We start from the raw sequence: 13681 nt of genomic DNA, 5'->3' as shown, positions 1-13681 counted from the left end.
TCATGCTGATACCCCTGATCCTGGCGCTGCAGGCGGTGCCCGCGGCACCGGCTGCCGGCGGCGCACAGCCGCCATCGACCATCTTCGCCGAACCAGCCGCGCTGTTCATCGCGGCATGCGATGGCGAAAACGACGCGCGGGTGACGCAACCGGAGCTCAACGCCTGCCTCGCCCGCAGCTTTGCCACCGCCGAAGGCGCGAGCACCGGCAAGATCGGGTATATTTCCTATGCCGACTGGTCGTTGAAATGGCTGGGTGATCGCAATGCGCTCCCCAGCCCGTTCGAGGTCGACCGCGACGGCGACAATGCGATCACGCTTGTCGAACTGCAGGCGCGGTTCGCGCAATTCTTCAGCCGGTTCGACCGAAATCGCGACGGCGTTCTCGTCCGCGAGGAATTGCTGACGATCCGCAGTTTCGCGCCCAACGCCCCCCCGCGCAGCAAGCGCCGCTAATGGACAATCCCGTGCCCCCCCGCTTCACGTTCACCATTGCCGCGACCGACGGCGCCGCCCGGACCGGCCAGATTGCGATGCAGCGCGGTATCATCCGCACACCCGCCTTCATGCCGGTCGGGACCGCGGCGACGGTGAAGGCGATGAAGCCCGACGACGTCGCTGCAGCGGGCGCCGACATCATCCTCGGCAACACCTATCACCTGATGCTGCGCCCCGGGGCGGAACGCGTCGCGCGCCTCGGCGGGCTGCACGATTTCATGGGCTGGTCGAAGCCGATCCTCACCGACTCGGGTGGCTATCAGGTGATGAGCCTGGCGGATCTGACGAAGCGGTCCGAGGAGGGCGTCTCGTTCAAGTCCCACCTCGACGGTACGCGCCACCTGCTCAGCCCCGAACGGTCGATCGAGATCCAGCGGCTGCTCGGTTCGAACATCGTCATGGCGTTCGACGAACTCGTTCCGACGACCTCGACACGCGAGGTACAGGCGGCGGCGATGGAGCGCTCGATGCGCTGGGCCAGACGATCCCGCGATGCGTTCGACGCCGGTGGCGCACACGCCGAAAACAACGCGATCTTCGGAATCCAGCAGGGCGCGCTGAACGAGTCCTTCCGCAAGTCTTCGGCCGACGCGCTGATCGAGATCGGCTTTGACGGCTACGCCGTCGGCGGTCTCGCGGTCGGCGAAGGCCAGGAGGCGATGTTCGGTTGCCTCGACTTTGCGCCGGGACAATTGCCCGTCGACAAGCCGCGCTATCTGATGGGAGTCGGCAAGCCCGACGATATCGTGGGTGCGGTCGAGCGCGGGATCGACATGTTCGACTGCGTCATGCCGACCCGCTCGGGGCGCACCGGACAGGCATTCACGCGCACCGGGCCAATCAACATCCGCAATGCCAAGTTTGCGGAGGACCAGACTCCGCTTGAAGCGGGCTGCGGCTGTCCGGTGTGCGCGACCTGGAGTCGTGCCTATCTCCATCATCTCGTCCGCGCAGGCGAGATGCTTGGCGCTATGTTGATGACCGAGCACAACATCTGGTTCTACGAGACATTGATGGCCGACCTGCGTGCAGCGATCGCAACCGGCACGCTGACGCAGTTCGCAAATGGTTTTCGAGCGGAGTATGCTCGCAAATCGAGTTAGGAGAGTGACGTGACCGATCCCATCACCACGAATACCGACAACGATACCCCCAACGAGATCCTGGCCGCCGCGAAGGAAGCCAAGCTCCATGCGGAAGCGGCCGCGAAGGCCACCGTGGAAAAGGCCAAGACCTGGCCGCTCGGCAAGATCGGGCTCGGCGTCGGAATCGGCTCTGCCGCGATCGCCGGGGCGGTGCTGTTCAACCGTTCGCGCAACCCCAAGTAAGGATACCGATGCGCCTCCTCCGCTCCGCCCTGCTGCTCACTGCAGCCTGCTGGCCCCTGGCGGCGGTGGCGCAGACCGCTCCGACCGCGCAAGTCGCGGTCAAGCCGATTGCCTTCACGCAGCGCGTGTTGCCCAACGGGCTGCGTGTCTATGCGATCCGCGACACCGGCACGCCCAATGTCTCGGTGCAGGTGTGGTACGATGTCGGCTCGAAGGACGACCCCAAGGGCAAGTCCGGCTTCGCGCACATGTTTGAACATCTGATGTTCAAGTCGACGCGCAACCTCGTCTCCGAGCAGATGGACCGGCTTACCGAGGACGTCGGCGGCTATAACAACGCATCGACGAACGACGATTACACGAACTATTACGAGGTCGTGCCAGCGAACCATTTGCAACGGCTGCTCTTTGCCGAAGCGGACCGGATGGCGAGCCTGGTCGTCGAACCCAAGAGCTTCGCCTCCGAGCGCGACGTCGTGAAGGAGGAATTGCGTCAGAGCACGCTCGCCCGTCCCTATGGGAAGCTGTTCTCGCTCTATTACCCGGCACTGGCCTATCAGGCGCATCCCTATGCGCGCGGCACGATCGGCAGCCTTGAAAATCTCGAGGCGGCGGGGATCGACGATGTCCGCGCATTCCACGCAACCTATTATCGGCCGGACAACGCGGTCCTCGTCGTCTCCGGCAACTTCGATCAGCAACAACTGGACGGCTGGATCGATAGCTATTTCGCGAAGATCAAGAAGCCGGTCGGGGCGATCCCGCGCGTGACCGTCGCCGAGCCGGCACGTGCCAAGGCGATATCGCGGACGGTTTATGAGCCGAACACACCGCTTCCCGCCGTGCTGATCAGCTATCATATTCCTGCAGACCGCGATGCGGACATCCCCGCGCTCAGCGTCCTGAAGGCGGTGCTTGCGACCGGGGAGAGTTCGCGACTCTACGAATCCGTCGTCTATCGCCAGCAACTGGCGCAGTCCGCGGACGCGATGCTCGACAGCAAGCAGTCGACCGGCAATCTCGCGGTGTACGCCATCATGGCGGGCGGCAAGAGCGCGGCCGACGGCGAGGCTGCGTTGAAGCGCGAAGTCGGGCGACTGCGGGATGCTCCCGTCACCGCTGCCGAACTCACCGAGGCGAAGAACGAGATCCTGACCCAGTCGATCCAGTCACGCGAGACGGCGGAGGGCAAGGCGAGCACGCTGGCCGCCTCGGTGATCATCGACGGCGACCCGCATGCCGCCGACCGGCAGCTTGCCGAGATCGCGCGCGTGACCGCAGCAGACGTCCAGCGCGTCGCGCGCAAATATCTTGCCGACGCCCAGTCCGCGACGATCCGCTACCTGCCGCTCGCATCGAAGCCGAATGGTACGGCCGCAACACCGATCGAAATCGCCCAGACGGTTCGCGTTGCCGACCTGACCGCCCCGGCGAACATCACGGTGGTCACGCCCGCGTCGGAGGCGGAGCGGATCCAGCCCCCAGCTCCCGGCACACAGGTCGCAGCGACGATCCCGCAACCGACCGAGACGCGGCTGGCGAACGGGATGCGGCTCATCACGGTCGAACGCCACGACCTTCCGATCGTCACCGCCTATCTCGTGACGTCGGGGGGCGCAGCGACCGACCCGGCCGACCGCGCGGGTGCCAGTGCGATGGCTGCCGGGTTGCTGACCAAGGGGACCAGGACCCGATCGGCGACGCAGATCGCCCGGCAGGTGGAGGGCCTCGGCGGCGCGATCAGCAGCGATGCGGCGAGTGACGGCGCGTCGGTCGACGTAACGGTCAAGGCCGACCAACTGGCGCCGGCGCTCGCGATCCTCGCCGATGTCGCGATCAACCCGGCCTTCGACCCGGCCGAGATCGAGCGCGCGCGGACGCAGCAGATCGATGCCGTCGCGCTCGCGCTGAAGAACCCGGCACAACTCGCCGCGCTGGTCGCCGATCGCGCAGTCCTCGGCACGTCGCCCTACGGGGCACCGATCGACGGTACACCGGCCTCGCTCAAGGCGCTGACGCGCGCCGACATCACCAGGGCCTATGCGACCAGCTTCCGGCCCGACCAGGCGACTTTGATCATGGTCGGTGATGTCACCACGGCCCGCGCGAAGGCGTTGGCAGAAGCGCAGTTTGCCGGCTGGAAGGCTGCCGCTGCCGCCACCCGGCCCATCCCGCCGATCGCCTATCCGTCACCGCGCGTGATCGTCGTCGACATGCCCGAGGCCGGTCAGGCCGGCGTGGTTGTGGCACGCCCGACCATCGCACGGTCGGACAGCCGCTATTACCCGCTCGCGGTTGCCAACACGGTGCTGGGCGGCGGCTTCTCGTCCCGCCTCAACCAGGAAATCCGCATCAAGCGGGGACTCGCCTATGGCGCGAGCAGCGGGCTCGATGCCGGGAAGACGCAGGGCACCGTCGCAGCGCGGACGCAGACCAAGAACCCGACCGCGGCGGAGGTCGTGACGCTGATCTCGGCCGAAATGGCGCGCATGGGTTCCGCCCCGGTACCGCCAGGCGAACTCGACACGCGCAAGGCCGTGCTGATCGGCGGTTTCGGTCGCACGATCGAGACGACATCGGGCGTCGCGGCCATCTTGGGCGCCTATGTCCAGAACGGTGTCCCGCTCGGCGAGTTGCAGCGTTTCACCGGTGCGGTCGGGTCCGTCGATCCGGCAGCGGCACAAGCGGCCGCGGCGGCGTTGCTCGATCCAAAGGCTGCAAGCATCGTCGTCGTCGGCGATGCCAAGCAGTTTATCGAGCCGCTGCGGAAGGCCTATCCAAAGGTCGAAGTCATCCCCGAAGCCGCATTGAATCTCGACACCGCAGCGTTGAAATGATCGGCAGCACGACGCGTCTCCGATCGGGACGCGTCTCGCGATCGGTAGCGGATCGGTAGGACATGATCTGCTATGGCAGCCGCGGTTCGGGTGCGGAAGAAGGATGACGCTGCGGTGCGCGGTTTGGCGTGGAGAGGATCGATGCATGCCCGTGCGTGGCTGGTTGCAGTAGCAGCCGGCGGCACGATCGGTGTCGGGCTGTCGGCACACGCTGCCTATCGTGCGATCAGCGAGCATCCGGTCGGCTCTACCGTCACCAGCATCGCGGCGGCTGGATATGAACGGCAGGATCATTTTCCGGGCGCCGCGCTATTCTATGCTGCACAGGACGCCACGACGCCCGCAACGGGGGCCACGGGGACGACCAACCTACCCGCGCTGCCCATCAGTGCAGCGCTCATCGCGGGCGATGACGGCGTGGTCGCGGCGCGTCCCTTTTCGATGGCGGGGACGAGCACGACCGATCGCAACCGCGCGCTGCTGTGTCTGACGACAGCGCTGTACTACGAGGCGGCATCCGAGCCCGATGCGGGCCAGCGTGCGGTCGCGCAGGTCATTCTCAACCGGGCACGCCATCCGGCTTTCCCGGCGACGGTGTGCGGCGTCGTGTATCAGGGCGTCCACACGGACTCCGCATCGACAGGGTGCCAGTTCAGTTTCGCATGCGACGGGGCGACGATGCGGATACCGGCGCGCGCTGCCTGGGCACGCGCGGCGCGTAACGCCGGGATGGCGCTTGCCGGTCATGTCTACGCCCCGGTCGGACTGGCGACGCATTATCACACCTATGCGGTCACGCCCGCCTGGAACCGCACCTTGGTCATGACGGACGTCGTCGGCGCGCATTTCTTCCATCGCTGGAAGGGATATTGGGGAACGGCGACGGCATTCAGCCAGCGTTATCATGGGGGAGAACCCGTGCCCGGCGGGACTGCCGGCGGGGTTCTGGAGGCACCGACCGCGTTACCGGTGTCGGTGGCCCAAAGCGCCCGGACGGATGCGTCGCCGTCGCTGGTCGCGCCAGTGGTCCTGAGCGATGCGCAGCCGGCCTATCAGCAGAGCGGTGAAGTGCGAGCAGAAAAGAATGCTGCTGACAGATTGCCGCCGCGTTCCGAGATACTTGATCGCTGGAAGGATTCGGGCAAGCCGTTGTGACCGCCCGGTCCTGAGCAGCGAATTACTCGGCGGGCGCCATCGTTACCATCGACATGCGCTCTCCACCCGGGGGAGCGGCTTCACGCGCGGCGCGCAGGATCTGCGTACGCTCGGCGCGGTTGGCCATGTCGTCCCATGCCTTTTCGGCACGGCGGCAGCGGTCGCGGACATTGTCGAGCTGCGCGGCATCGCCATTGCGACGCTCTTCTTCGGCACGGGCACGGTAAAATTCGGGATTGTCGGCCATCGTGCGTGCTCCTGAGGAGATCGGAGCGCACCATCGGGTGACGGCGGCATCCGCAATAGAGTGGCGCGACGACCCGTATGATCGTCGCGCCGTGGCCGAATCAATCGGCCGGCTGGAGGTTCACGGCCGACTGCTTGCCGCGCTTGTCGGGCTCGAGCTCGTAGGTGACGCGCTGGTTCTGGTTCAGCGTCGGCATGCCGGCGCGCTCGACCGCGGTGATGTGCACGAAGGCATCATTGCCGCCGCCATCCGGCGCGATAAAGCCATAGCCCTTGTCGGCGTTGAAAAACTTGACGGTTCCGGTGATAGCCATGCGTTGGCTCCTTCTAATTAAGGGCATCCGAGGTTCGGACAACCCATGCCGCGGAGCAGGGAAAGAAGGAGAAAGGTGCCGCAAAGCGCCAAGAACCGTCGATATGCGACTGTAGCAAACTGCAATATGGTCTACATGCCCCGGAATTGCAAATCGCCGGGCCATTTTATCGGCGCAAAAACCTGTCCGTCGGGCAGGCGCGACGGCGACCACCGGCCGCCGCCCCCGCCCGCCGGACTGCGGTCAGCGGCAGCGCGCCGGGCTGTTGCCGCGATCGACCGCGCGACCCGCGAGCGCACCGCCAGCGGCACCGAGCACGGTCCCGAGCAGACCCGACCCGCCCGGCGCAATGACGTTGCCGAGCACGCCGCCGGCGACGCCGCCGACGATCAGCCCCGTCGTGCCGTCGTTGCGGCGGCAATAATAGCGGCCGTCATTGCCGCGATAGACGCGATCGTTGTTCGACAGGCGGCGCTCGCGATAGCGACGGTCGTCGCGGTAGTAGCGGCCGGCGTCATAGCCGCCATAGGCCGGATCGGGCGCGTTATAGTCATAGCTGCGATAGCGCGGATCGACGCCGTAGCGGCTGCCCCCGTCACCGACGCAGCCGGCAACCAAGGTGGAGGCGGCCAGGAGGCCAAGCGTCATAGCACGCATCTATCGTTTCCTATCAGGGGGTTGGTGATATCACCCTAATGATCGGCGCCGCGCTTTTGTTGCGCGGCGCCGTCAGCTTGTACGGTTCGCCGGTACGGCTCAGTCCTGGAGCGACGCGGGCATGGTGCCGCCATTCTTGGCGAGCTCGCGCATCACCGCCTTGTGCAGCCAGATGTTCATCTCCGCGCTGCCGTCCTTGGCACCCGAATAGCCGAGCTCGGTCGCGAGCTCCTTGCGGTTGTCGAGGCTCGAGTCGAGATCGAGCAGCTTCATCAGGTCGACGATCGAGCTGCGCCAGTTGAGATCCGACCCCTTGCGCGATGCGATCCCCGAGAGCACGGCCTCGACATCGACTGGCTGCGCCGCGGCGGGCGCGGACTGCGGGATCGCCTGGGGCTGCGCGGCCTGTCCCTGCGGTGCAGCGGGTGCCGCCGGCGCGGCAGGCTTGGGGGCGGCGGGCGTGGGTGCGGCGGACGTCGGCGCGGCAGGCTTGGGCGTGCCGAAATGGCCGCTGCCGAGCGGGCCCTTTTCGCCGAAGATGGCCGACTTGATCTTGCTGAAGATGCTCATGGAGTATTCCGATTCCTCGTGGATGGCACAGCCCGAACGTTCGGAACTGGCTTTGGGTGCGTCGCCGACGCGCAGGCTAGGTGCGGCTCAGCTGTTGAGCGTCCCCCGGTCGGCGACCAGCGACGGCGCCGGCCCGGTCGCCGGGCGCAGCGACTCGCGCTCGGCCTTGGTCGGCACCGCGGTCGGATCGGGCTGGAACGCCTCGGGTGCACGATCGTCCGCGCCGGGACGCGGCTTGTCGAGCGCGAGGTCAGGCGCAGCATGCTCCGCCGGATTGCCCTTCGACCGCAGGAACACCGCAAGCAGCGCCCCTCCGAGCCCGATCGCCGCCGCCCCGAACGCGAGCGCGTTGCGACCGAACGTCTTGGGCTTGGGCGGCGTATGGGGGTGGCGAGGCTTGGTCATGCGCGTGTCCTTGTGATGAGGCCGGGAAACGGGCGGCCGTGCGGCACGGTTCCGCAGCGGGAGGTTCGCGCGGCGGCGGGGCGTCAGGGGTAACGCTGGCGGGCGTGGAGGATGGTGAGGATCTCGACCGTCTCGGTGACGCGGTAAACGAGGATGTAATTGGGATGGACCACCGCCTCGCGGGTCCCGGCGATGCGGCCGGGGCGGTAGAGATAGGGGTGATCAGGTAGCGTCTCCGCCGCGTGCCGGATCGCGGCGATCAGCCGTTGCGCGGCGGCGAAATTGCGCGGGGCGATATAGTCAGCGATCGCCAGCAGGTCGCGGGTGGCATCGTCCGTCCAGACGAGCGGCAGCGTCACCGCGGCCGGTGCTGCTCGATGATCTCTTGCACCATCGCCATGACCTGATCATGCGGGATGCCGGGCTCGGTGGACGTCATCGCCTTTTCGACCTTCGCGCGGAACCACGCGTCATAGGCTTCCGCCTCTTCGGTGGTCGCGAACTCGGGCTCGATGGGGGTTAGATCTGACATAATCCTCACTACAGCCTTTTCATTAAGCCACGACAATCCAAGCCCCTCGTGAAATTAATATAGTCAAGCTAGCTGCGTCTCAATCCTTCCATGATTCCAGTATCCCTACCAAATTGGTCAACTGAACGACATCAGCCGTTGACCAAGCCCCGCTCCATTCTGGGTTTTTAATTTCTCGCGATTTAAATCTCTCAATCAAATAACTAAGTTCCTCTTTCGTAGATATTCCCAATAGCTGTAAAATTGCAAGTCTGTTTTTTGGAGCCGTAGCTCGAATATACCATGGTAAAGCCCCATGCTCGTCAGCCACGTATATCGCAGAATTAGGCCACCAACGATCACCAATGTTTGCCGATCTAATAAACAAGGCTAAATCTGCTTGAACGAAGTTCCGAAAATCAACACCGGCGGCTTCACAAACCTGCTTAATAAGGTCGCCGTGGAGGGACAGCCTTCGGAGGCCAAGTCTATCATTCCGAGCATCAAGCGACCGCAAATAAGATCCCATACGTCCAAATGAAACACTTTTAGCAGTCATTCCGCCGTGATCATCTAAAACAAATGGCTCATTTAATATGTCGTCAGCTACTTGCGCTTGTGCATTATCGACAAGAATGGCAGTCGAAGCAACCAGCATGAACTGCCCGTAAAACTTGATCAGGTCACCACTCCAAGTGGTAGAGCCCTTTTCGTAACTCGAAAGAAGCGTTTCAAGATATCGATGCATCTCCTCGCCCGCGACTTGAGCGGTTCTTTGATCCCTGACAGATAGCTCAAAAACGTGTAAAACTCGAGAAATGAGAGGGGGTAGACCTAGTATTCCGTTATATATTTGCTCATCTTTTGGCGTATCGCTAGCCGTCTCAACGATAGGCAGCGCGTCTTCGGTTGAAATATTTCGGAAGAATTCAATTACCGCACTGGGGTTGCTCGTCCCGTCGGACTGGCCACGTCTCGTTCGACTGAACTCGGCCTGCCGTCGAATAACCGGAGAAATCTTATTGTCATTGAATTCCGGCGGCAAACCAATTTCGGGCTCGATATAAAGTGGCTTATCATAGCACCACCGCAAAAGTTGCTCTAGACGATCACTGTATAAACTATCATCCACGAAATCGATATAAATACGCGACCTCAAGAACGCCGGCAATAAAGCTCGACCGTTATCGTCATTTTCACGGCAAACGGCTACAATCTTAGTTTGATCAATCTTACCGTACAATTCTCCCGACATAATCTGTGACTCGGCTCCAACCCCACCAACCCGCTGATTAGCTCGATCAGCGTACTTCCCGTCACAAACGATAATAACCTTATTGACGTCAGCTTTAGTAACCATCTGCTCCATAAAGGCATGGGCATCTTGCCCTTCGCGCAAATGCCACTTGTCAAGAATTGTATCAACGCCGTTCGTTCGAAGATCGGTAGCGAGCTGAACCACCCAGTCCATATGCTGCTGGTTACTCCAGCTATAGGACACGAATAGCCGAGGCTTAACATTATCAGCTGTCATTAATTAGCCACCTCTGAAACGCGATTCTCAAGCAACGGCGCCAGATACTTCCCCGTGAAGCTCCCCTTGGCCTTGGCGACCTTCTCCGGGGTGCCCTCGGCGACGATCTCGCCGCCCTTGACGCCGCCTTCGGGGCCGAGGTCGAGCACCCAGTCGGCGGTCTTGATGACGTCGAGATTGTGTTCGATCACGACGACGGTGTTGCCCTGCTCGACCAGCGCGTGGAGGACTTCGAGGAGTTTGCGGACGTCCTCGAAATGCAGACCCGTCGTGGGTTCGTCGAGGATGTAGAGCGTGTTGCCGGTGGCGCGGCGCGAGAGTTCCTTGGCGAGCTTGACGCGTTGCGCCTCGCCGCCCGAGAGCGTCGTCGCCTGCTGGCCGACCTTGACGTAGCCGAGGCCCACCTCGACCAGCATCGCCATCTTGTCGCGGATCGGGGGGACCGCCTTGAAGAACTCGGCGGCGTCCTCGACGGTCATGTCGAGCACGTCGGCGATGCTGTGGCCCTTGAACTTCACCTCGAGCGTCTCGCGATTGTAGCGCGCGCCGTGGCAGACGTCGCACTGCACATAGACGTCGGGGAGGAAGTGCATCTCGATCTTGAGCACGCCATCGCCCTGGCACGCCTCGCAGCGGCCGCCCTTGACGTTGAAGCTGAACCGGCCGGGCTTGTAGCCGCGCGCCTGGCTCTCGGGGAGCCCGGCGAACCAGTCGCGGATCTGCGTGAAGCTGCCGGTGTAGGTGGCGGGGTTGCTGCGCGGGGTGCGGCCGATCGGCGACTGGTCGATGTCGATGACCTTGTCGAGATATTGCAGGCCGGTGATCTTGTCGTGCTTGCCCTGGACGATGCGCGCGCCGTTCAGCTCGCGCGCGGCGGCGGCGTAGAGCGTGTCGATCGTGAAGCTCGACTTGCCCGACCCCGAGACGCCGGTGACGCAGGTGAAGGTGCCGAGCGGGATGCTCGCGGTGACGCCCGTCAGGTTGTTCGCGGTGGCGTTGTGGACGGTGAGCTTCTTGCCGTTGCCTTTCCGTCGCGTGGCCGGGACCGGGACTTCGCGCGTGCCGTTGAGATAGTCCGCGGTGATGCTGCCCTTCGACTTCAGGATCTGCTTGAGCGTGCCTTGGGCCACGACCTGGCCGCCGCGGACGCCTGCGCCCGGGCCCATGTCGATGATGTAATCGGCGGTGCGGATCGCGTCCTCGTCATGCTCGACGACGAGCACGGTGTTGCCGAGATCGCGCAGCCGCCGCAGCGTCTTGAGGAGCATGTCGTTGTCGCGCTGGTGCAGGCCGATGCTGGGCTCGTCGAGGACGTAGAGCACGCCCGACAGGCCGCTGCCGATCTGCGACGCGAGGCGGATGCGCTGGCTCTCGCCGCCGCTGAGCGTTCCGCTCGTGCGGTCGAGGTTGAGATAGTCGAGCCCGACATTGTTGAGGAAGCCGAGGCGCTCGACGATTTCCTTCAGGATGCGTTCGGCGATCGCGTTCTGCTGGTCGCCGAGATGCTGCGGCATGTCAGTGAAGAACTGGAGCGCGTCGACGACCGAGAGGTGCGTGGCGTAGCTGATGTCCTTCATCGCGATCTTGACCGCGAGCGCCTCGGGCTTCAGGCGCGCACCGGCGCAGACCTCGCACGGGGCGGCGGACTGGTATTTGTTCAGCTCCTCGCGCATCCACGCGCTCTCGGTCTGGAGCAGGCGGCGGTTGAGGTTGCCGATGACGCCCTCGAACGGCTTGGAGACGTCGTATTTCTTCTTGCCGTCGATGAAGGTGAGCGTGACGGGCTTGCCCTTCGAGCCGTGCAGGATGACGCGCTGGACCTCTTCGGGGAGGTCGGACCAGGGGGTCTCGATGTCGAACTTGTATTCGCGCGCGAGGCTGCCGAGGACCTGCATGTAATAGGGCGAGGGCGGGTTGGATTTCGCCCAGGGGACGACCGCGCCCTTCTTGATGCTGAGCATGTGGTTAGGGACGACGAGGTCTTCGTCGAACAGCAGTTTCTCGCCGAGGCCGTCGCAGGCCGGGCATGCGCCCTGGGGGGCGTTAAACGAGAAGAGGCGCGGCTCGATCTCGGAGATGGTGAAGCCGCTGACCGGGCAGGCGAACTTCTCGCTGAACACGATGCGGCCGTCGGGGGCGTTGCTGCCGAGGATTTCGGACTTTGGCGTGTGCGGCTCGACCGGGTCGGCGGGGTCGACATAGGCGAGCCCTTCGGCGAGCTTCAGCGCGGTTTCGAACGATTCCGCGAGACGCGTGGCGATCTCGCCGCCGACAACGAGGCGGTCGACGACGACCTCGATGTCGTGCTTGTACTTCTTGTCGAGCGCGGGGGCCTCGTCGATGTCGTGGATCGTGCCGTCGATGCGGACGCGCGTGAAGCCCGCCTTCTGCCACTCGGCGAGTTCCTTGCGATACTCGCCCTTGCGGCCGCGGACGACGGGGGCGAGCAGGTACAGCCGCGTGCCCTCGGGGAGCGCCATGACGCGGTCGACCATCTGGCTGACGGTCTGCGCGGCGATCGGCTCGCCGGTCGCGGGCGAGTACGGAATGCCGACGCGCGCCCAGAGCAGGCGCATGTAATCGTAGATCTCGGTGACGGTCGCGACGGTCGAGCGCGGGTTGCGCGAGGTCGTCTTCTGCTCGATCGAGATGGCGGGCGAGAGGCCTTCGATGTGGTCGACATCGGGCTTCTGCATCAATTCGAGGAACTGGCGGGCATAGGCGCTGAGCGATTCAACGTAGCGGCGCTGACCCTCGGCGTAGATGGTGTCGAAGGCGAGGCTCGACTTGCCCGAGCCGGACAGCCCGGTGATCACCGTCAGCGTGTCGCGGGGGATGTCGATATCGACGTCCTTGAGGTTGTGTTCACGCGCGCCGCGTACGGAAATCTTGGTCAGCATAGGAAAGTCTGTTCCACATTTGTTCGGACGCGACAAGCCCGGGAGGGTGCCGGGCGGGTGCTCGCAAAGATGGGTAACGCCGAACCATTGTCCAAGGTGCCGACGATAGTTACATAGTGTATTGTTAGTACAATACAGTGCTGGAGACCGAGATGGGCAAGAAGAAGGAGCGTCGCGAACGCGAGGCGCGCGAGCGCGAGGCGATGCAGGGCGGGACGAAACGCGAGGGTTTCGAGGCACGCTGGTCCGCCAAGGCGGGCAAGCATGGCGGCGCGGCGCCGTTCGCCGGGATCGCTGCGGCGCTGACGCGGCAGATGGGCACGCCCGCGGGACGCCAGGTGATCGCCGCCGGGCTGATGATGACCGCGAACGCGATCACGGCCAAGGATGCGCGCGGCTCCGCACCGCGGCCGCCAGAGCCGCCTCAGCCGCCGACGCCGCCCACCCCGCCGACTCCGCCCGTCCCGGACGATGCGGCGACGGGCACGGGGCCGTTCGCAGGGGAAACGCCCGAGCCGCCCAAGAGCGACGCGGCTGCGCTGCCGCCCGAATTCGCCAAGGTGATCGACTCCTTCGCATCGGGGCTCGAGCGCTTCGCCGCGAACTTCGCCAAGCCGCCCAAGGCCTGACTTGGGTGATCCTCCCCCGCAAGGGGGAGGTGGCAGGCGCAGCCTGACGGAGGGGGAGGAACGGGTAACCGCGGCTGCGTGTCCTCCCCCTCCGACTG

General features: G+C 64.4%; 15 protein-coding genes. 6 read left to right on the top strand and 9 right to left on the bottom strand.

Translation table 11 applies throughout. From position 1 onward, the window contains the following. Positions 1-2: 2 nt before the first annotated feature. The 5 genes from AC0CH3_RS00075 (at position 3) to AC0CH3_RS00055 (ending at position 5817) form a co-directional block, all read left to right on the top strand. Entirely contained in the window at positions 3-455 is a 453-nt protein-coding gene (locus tag AC0CH3_RS00075) for an EF-hand domain-containing protein (RefSeq protein ID WP_156350083.1), read from the top strand. 11 nt (positions 456-466) lie between these two features. Beyond that, positions 467-1600, top strand: a complete 1134-nt coding sequence (tgt, locus tag AC0CH3_RS00070; RefSeq protein WP_354304040.1) for a tRNA guanosine(34) transglycosylase Tgt — start codon at positions 467-469, stop codon at positions 1598-1600. 9 nt (positions 1601-1609) lie between these two features. Beyond that, the gene (locus tag AC0CH3_RS00065) at positions 1610-1825 is read left to right on the top strand and encodes a hypothetical protein (RefSeq protein ID WP_235532204.1); all 216 of its coding nucleotides are present in this window, start codon (positions 1610-1612) and stop codon (positions 1823-1825) included. 8 nt (positions 1826-1833) lie between these two features. Next, positions 1834-4662 (top strand): M16 family metallopeptidase, encoded by a 2829-nt coding sequence (locus AC0CH3_RS00060; RefSeq protein ID WP_465237449.1) that lies wholly within the window; start codon positions 1834-1836, stop codon positions 4660-4662. 141 nt (positions 4663-4803) lie between these two features. Beyond that, positions 4804-5817 (top strand): cell wall hydrolase, encoded by a 1014-nt coding sequence (locus AC0CH3_RS00055; RefSeq protein ID WP_465237448.1) that lies wholly within the window; start codon positions 4804-4806, stop codon positions 5815-5817. Between the two features lie 22 nt (positions 5818-5839). Here the strand turns inward: AC0CH3_RS00055 and AC0CH3_RS00050 are convergent, their stop codons facing one another. The 9 genes from AC0CH3_RS00050 to uvrA all read right to left on the bottom strand — a co-directional run bounded on the left by AC0CH3_RS00050 (position 5840) and on the right by uvrA (position 12954). Further along, a complete protein-coding gene (locus AC0CH3_RS00050; protein ID WP_056016632.1) occupies positions 5840-6064 on the bottom strand; it encodes a hypothetical protein in 225 nt (74 codons plus the stop codon). A gap of 100 nt (positions 6065-6164) precedes the next feature. Next, the gene (locus AC0CH3_RS00045; protein WP_031394996.1) at positions 6165-6377 is read right to left on the bottom strand and encodes a cold-shock protein; all 213 of its coding nucleotides are present in this window, start codon (positions 6375-6377) and stop codon (positions 6165-6167) included. 243 nt (positions 6378-6620) lie between these two features. Beyond that, positions 6621-7034: a glycine zipper 2TM domain-containing protein gene (locus tag AC0CH3_RS00040; protein ID WP_156350085.1), complete on the bottom strand. Its 414-nt coding sequence runs from the start codon at positions 7032-7034 to the stop codon at positions 6621-6623. A 99-nt stretch (positions 7035-7133) separates the two neighbouring features. Continuing rightward, a complete protein-coding gene (locus AC0CH3_RS00035) occupies positions 7134-7604 on the bottom strand; it encodes a DUF3597 domain-containing protein (protein WP_465237447.1) in 471 nt (156 codons plus the stop codon). An 87-nt stretch (positions 7605-7691) separates the two neighbouring features. Further along, positions 7692-8009, bottom strand: coding sequence for a hypothetical protein (locus AC0CH3_RS00030; protein WP_354304033.1), 318 nt, complete (start codon positions 8007-8009; stop codon positions 7692-7694). Between the two features lie 83 nt (positions 8010-8092). Beyond that, a complete protein-coding gene (locus tag AC0CH3_RS00025) occupies positions 8093-8368 on the bottom strand; it encodes a type II toxin-antitoxin system RelE/ParE family toxin (protein ID WP_354304031.1) in 276 nt (91 codons plus the stop codon). After that, positions 8365-8541: a type II toxin-antitoxin system RelB family antitoxin gene (gene relB, locus AC0CH3_RS00020; protein WP_354304029.1), complete on the bottom strand. Its 177-nt coding sequence runs from the start codon at positions 8539-8541 to the stop codon at positions 8365-8367. The genes AC0CH3_RS00025 and relB overlap by 4 nt, the downstream gene beginning before the upstream one ends. 79 nt (positions 8542-8620) lie before the next feature. Continuing rightward, positions 8621-10054 carry a toll/interleukin-1 receptor domain-containing protein gene (locus tag AC0CH3_RS00015; protein ID WP_465237446.1) on the bottom strand — a complete coding sequence of 478 codons (1434 nt, stop codon included), beginning with the start codon at positions 10052-10054 and terminating at the stop codon, positions 8621-8623. Further along, the gene (uvrA, locus tag AC0CH3_RS00010; RefSeq protein WP_354304025.1) at positions 10054-12954 is read right to left on the bottom strand and encodes an excinuclease ABC subunit UvrA; all 2901 of its coding nucleotides are present in this window, start codon (positions 12952-12954) and stop codon (positions 10054-10056) included. Before uvrA ends, AC0CH3_RS00015 begins: the two co-directional genes overlap by 1 nt. Before the next feature lie 137 nt (positions 12955-13091). On the opposite strand from uvrA, the gene AC0CH3_RS00005 reads away from it, so the two are divergent. Next, a complete protein-coding gene (locus AC0CH3_RS00005; protein ID WP_354304023.1) occupies positions 13092-13583 on the top strand; it encodes a hypothetical protein in 492 nt (163 codons plus the stop codon). Positions 13584-13681: the final 98 nt, after the last annotated feature.

This window comes from Sphingomonas sp. AC449, assembly GCF_979253475.1.
Note: the sequence above shows the minus strand (reverse complement) of the source record. Positions and strands in the feature narration are given on the sequence as shown.

Coding starts and splice junctions, on each gene's coding strand:
- AC0CH3_RS00075 (WP_156350083.1), top strand. CDS start 3: ATGCTGATACCCCTGATCCTGGCGCTGCAGGCGGTGCCCGCGGCACCG.
- AC0CH3_RS00060 (WP_465237449.1), top strand. CDS start 1,834: ATGCGCCTCCTCCGCTCCGCCCTGCTGCTCACTGCAGCCTGCTGGCCC.
- AC0CH3_RS00055 (WP_465237448.1), top strand. CDS start 4,804: ATGCATGCCCGTGCGTGGCTGGTTGCAGTAGCAGCCGGCGGCACGATC.
- AC0CH3_RS00050 (WP_056016632.1), bottom strand. CDS start 6,064: ATGGCCGACAATCCCGAATTTTACCGTGCCCGTGCCGAAGAAGAGCGT.
- AC0CH3_RS00045 (WP_031394996.1), bottom strand. CDS start 6,377: ATGGCTATCACCGGAACCGTCAAGTTTTTCAACGCCGACAAGGGCTAT.
- AC0CH3_RS00040 (WP_156350085.1), bottom strand. CDS start 7,034: ATGCGTGCTATGACGCTTGGCCTCCTGGCCGCCTCCACCTTGGTTGCC.
- AC0CH3_RS00035 (WP_465237447.1), bottom strand. CDS start 7,604: ATGAGCATCTTCAGCAAGATCAAGTCGGCCATCTTCGGCGAAAAGGGC.
- AC0CH3_RS00030 (WP_354304033.1), bottom strand. CDS start 8,009: ATGACCAAGCCTCGCCACCCCCATACGCCGCCCAAGCCCAAGACGTTC.
- relB (WP_354304029.1), bottom strand. CDS start 8,541: ATGTCAGATCTAACCCCCATCGAGCCCGAGTTCGCGACCACCGAAGAG.
- AC0CH3_RS00015 (WP_465237446.1), bottom strand. CDS start 10,054: ATGACAGCTGATAATGTTAAGCCTCGGCTATTCGTGTCCTATAGCTGG.
- uvrA (WP_354304025.1), bottom strand. CDS start 12,954: ATGCTGACCAAGATTTCCGTACGCGGCGCGCGTGAACACAACCTCAAG.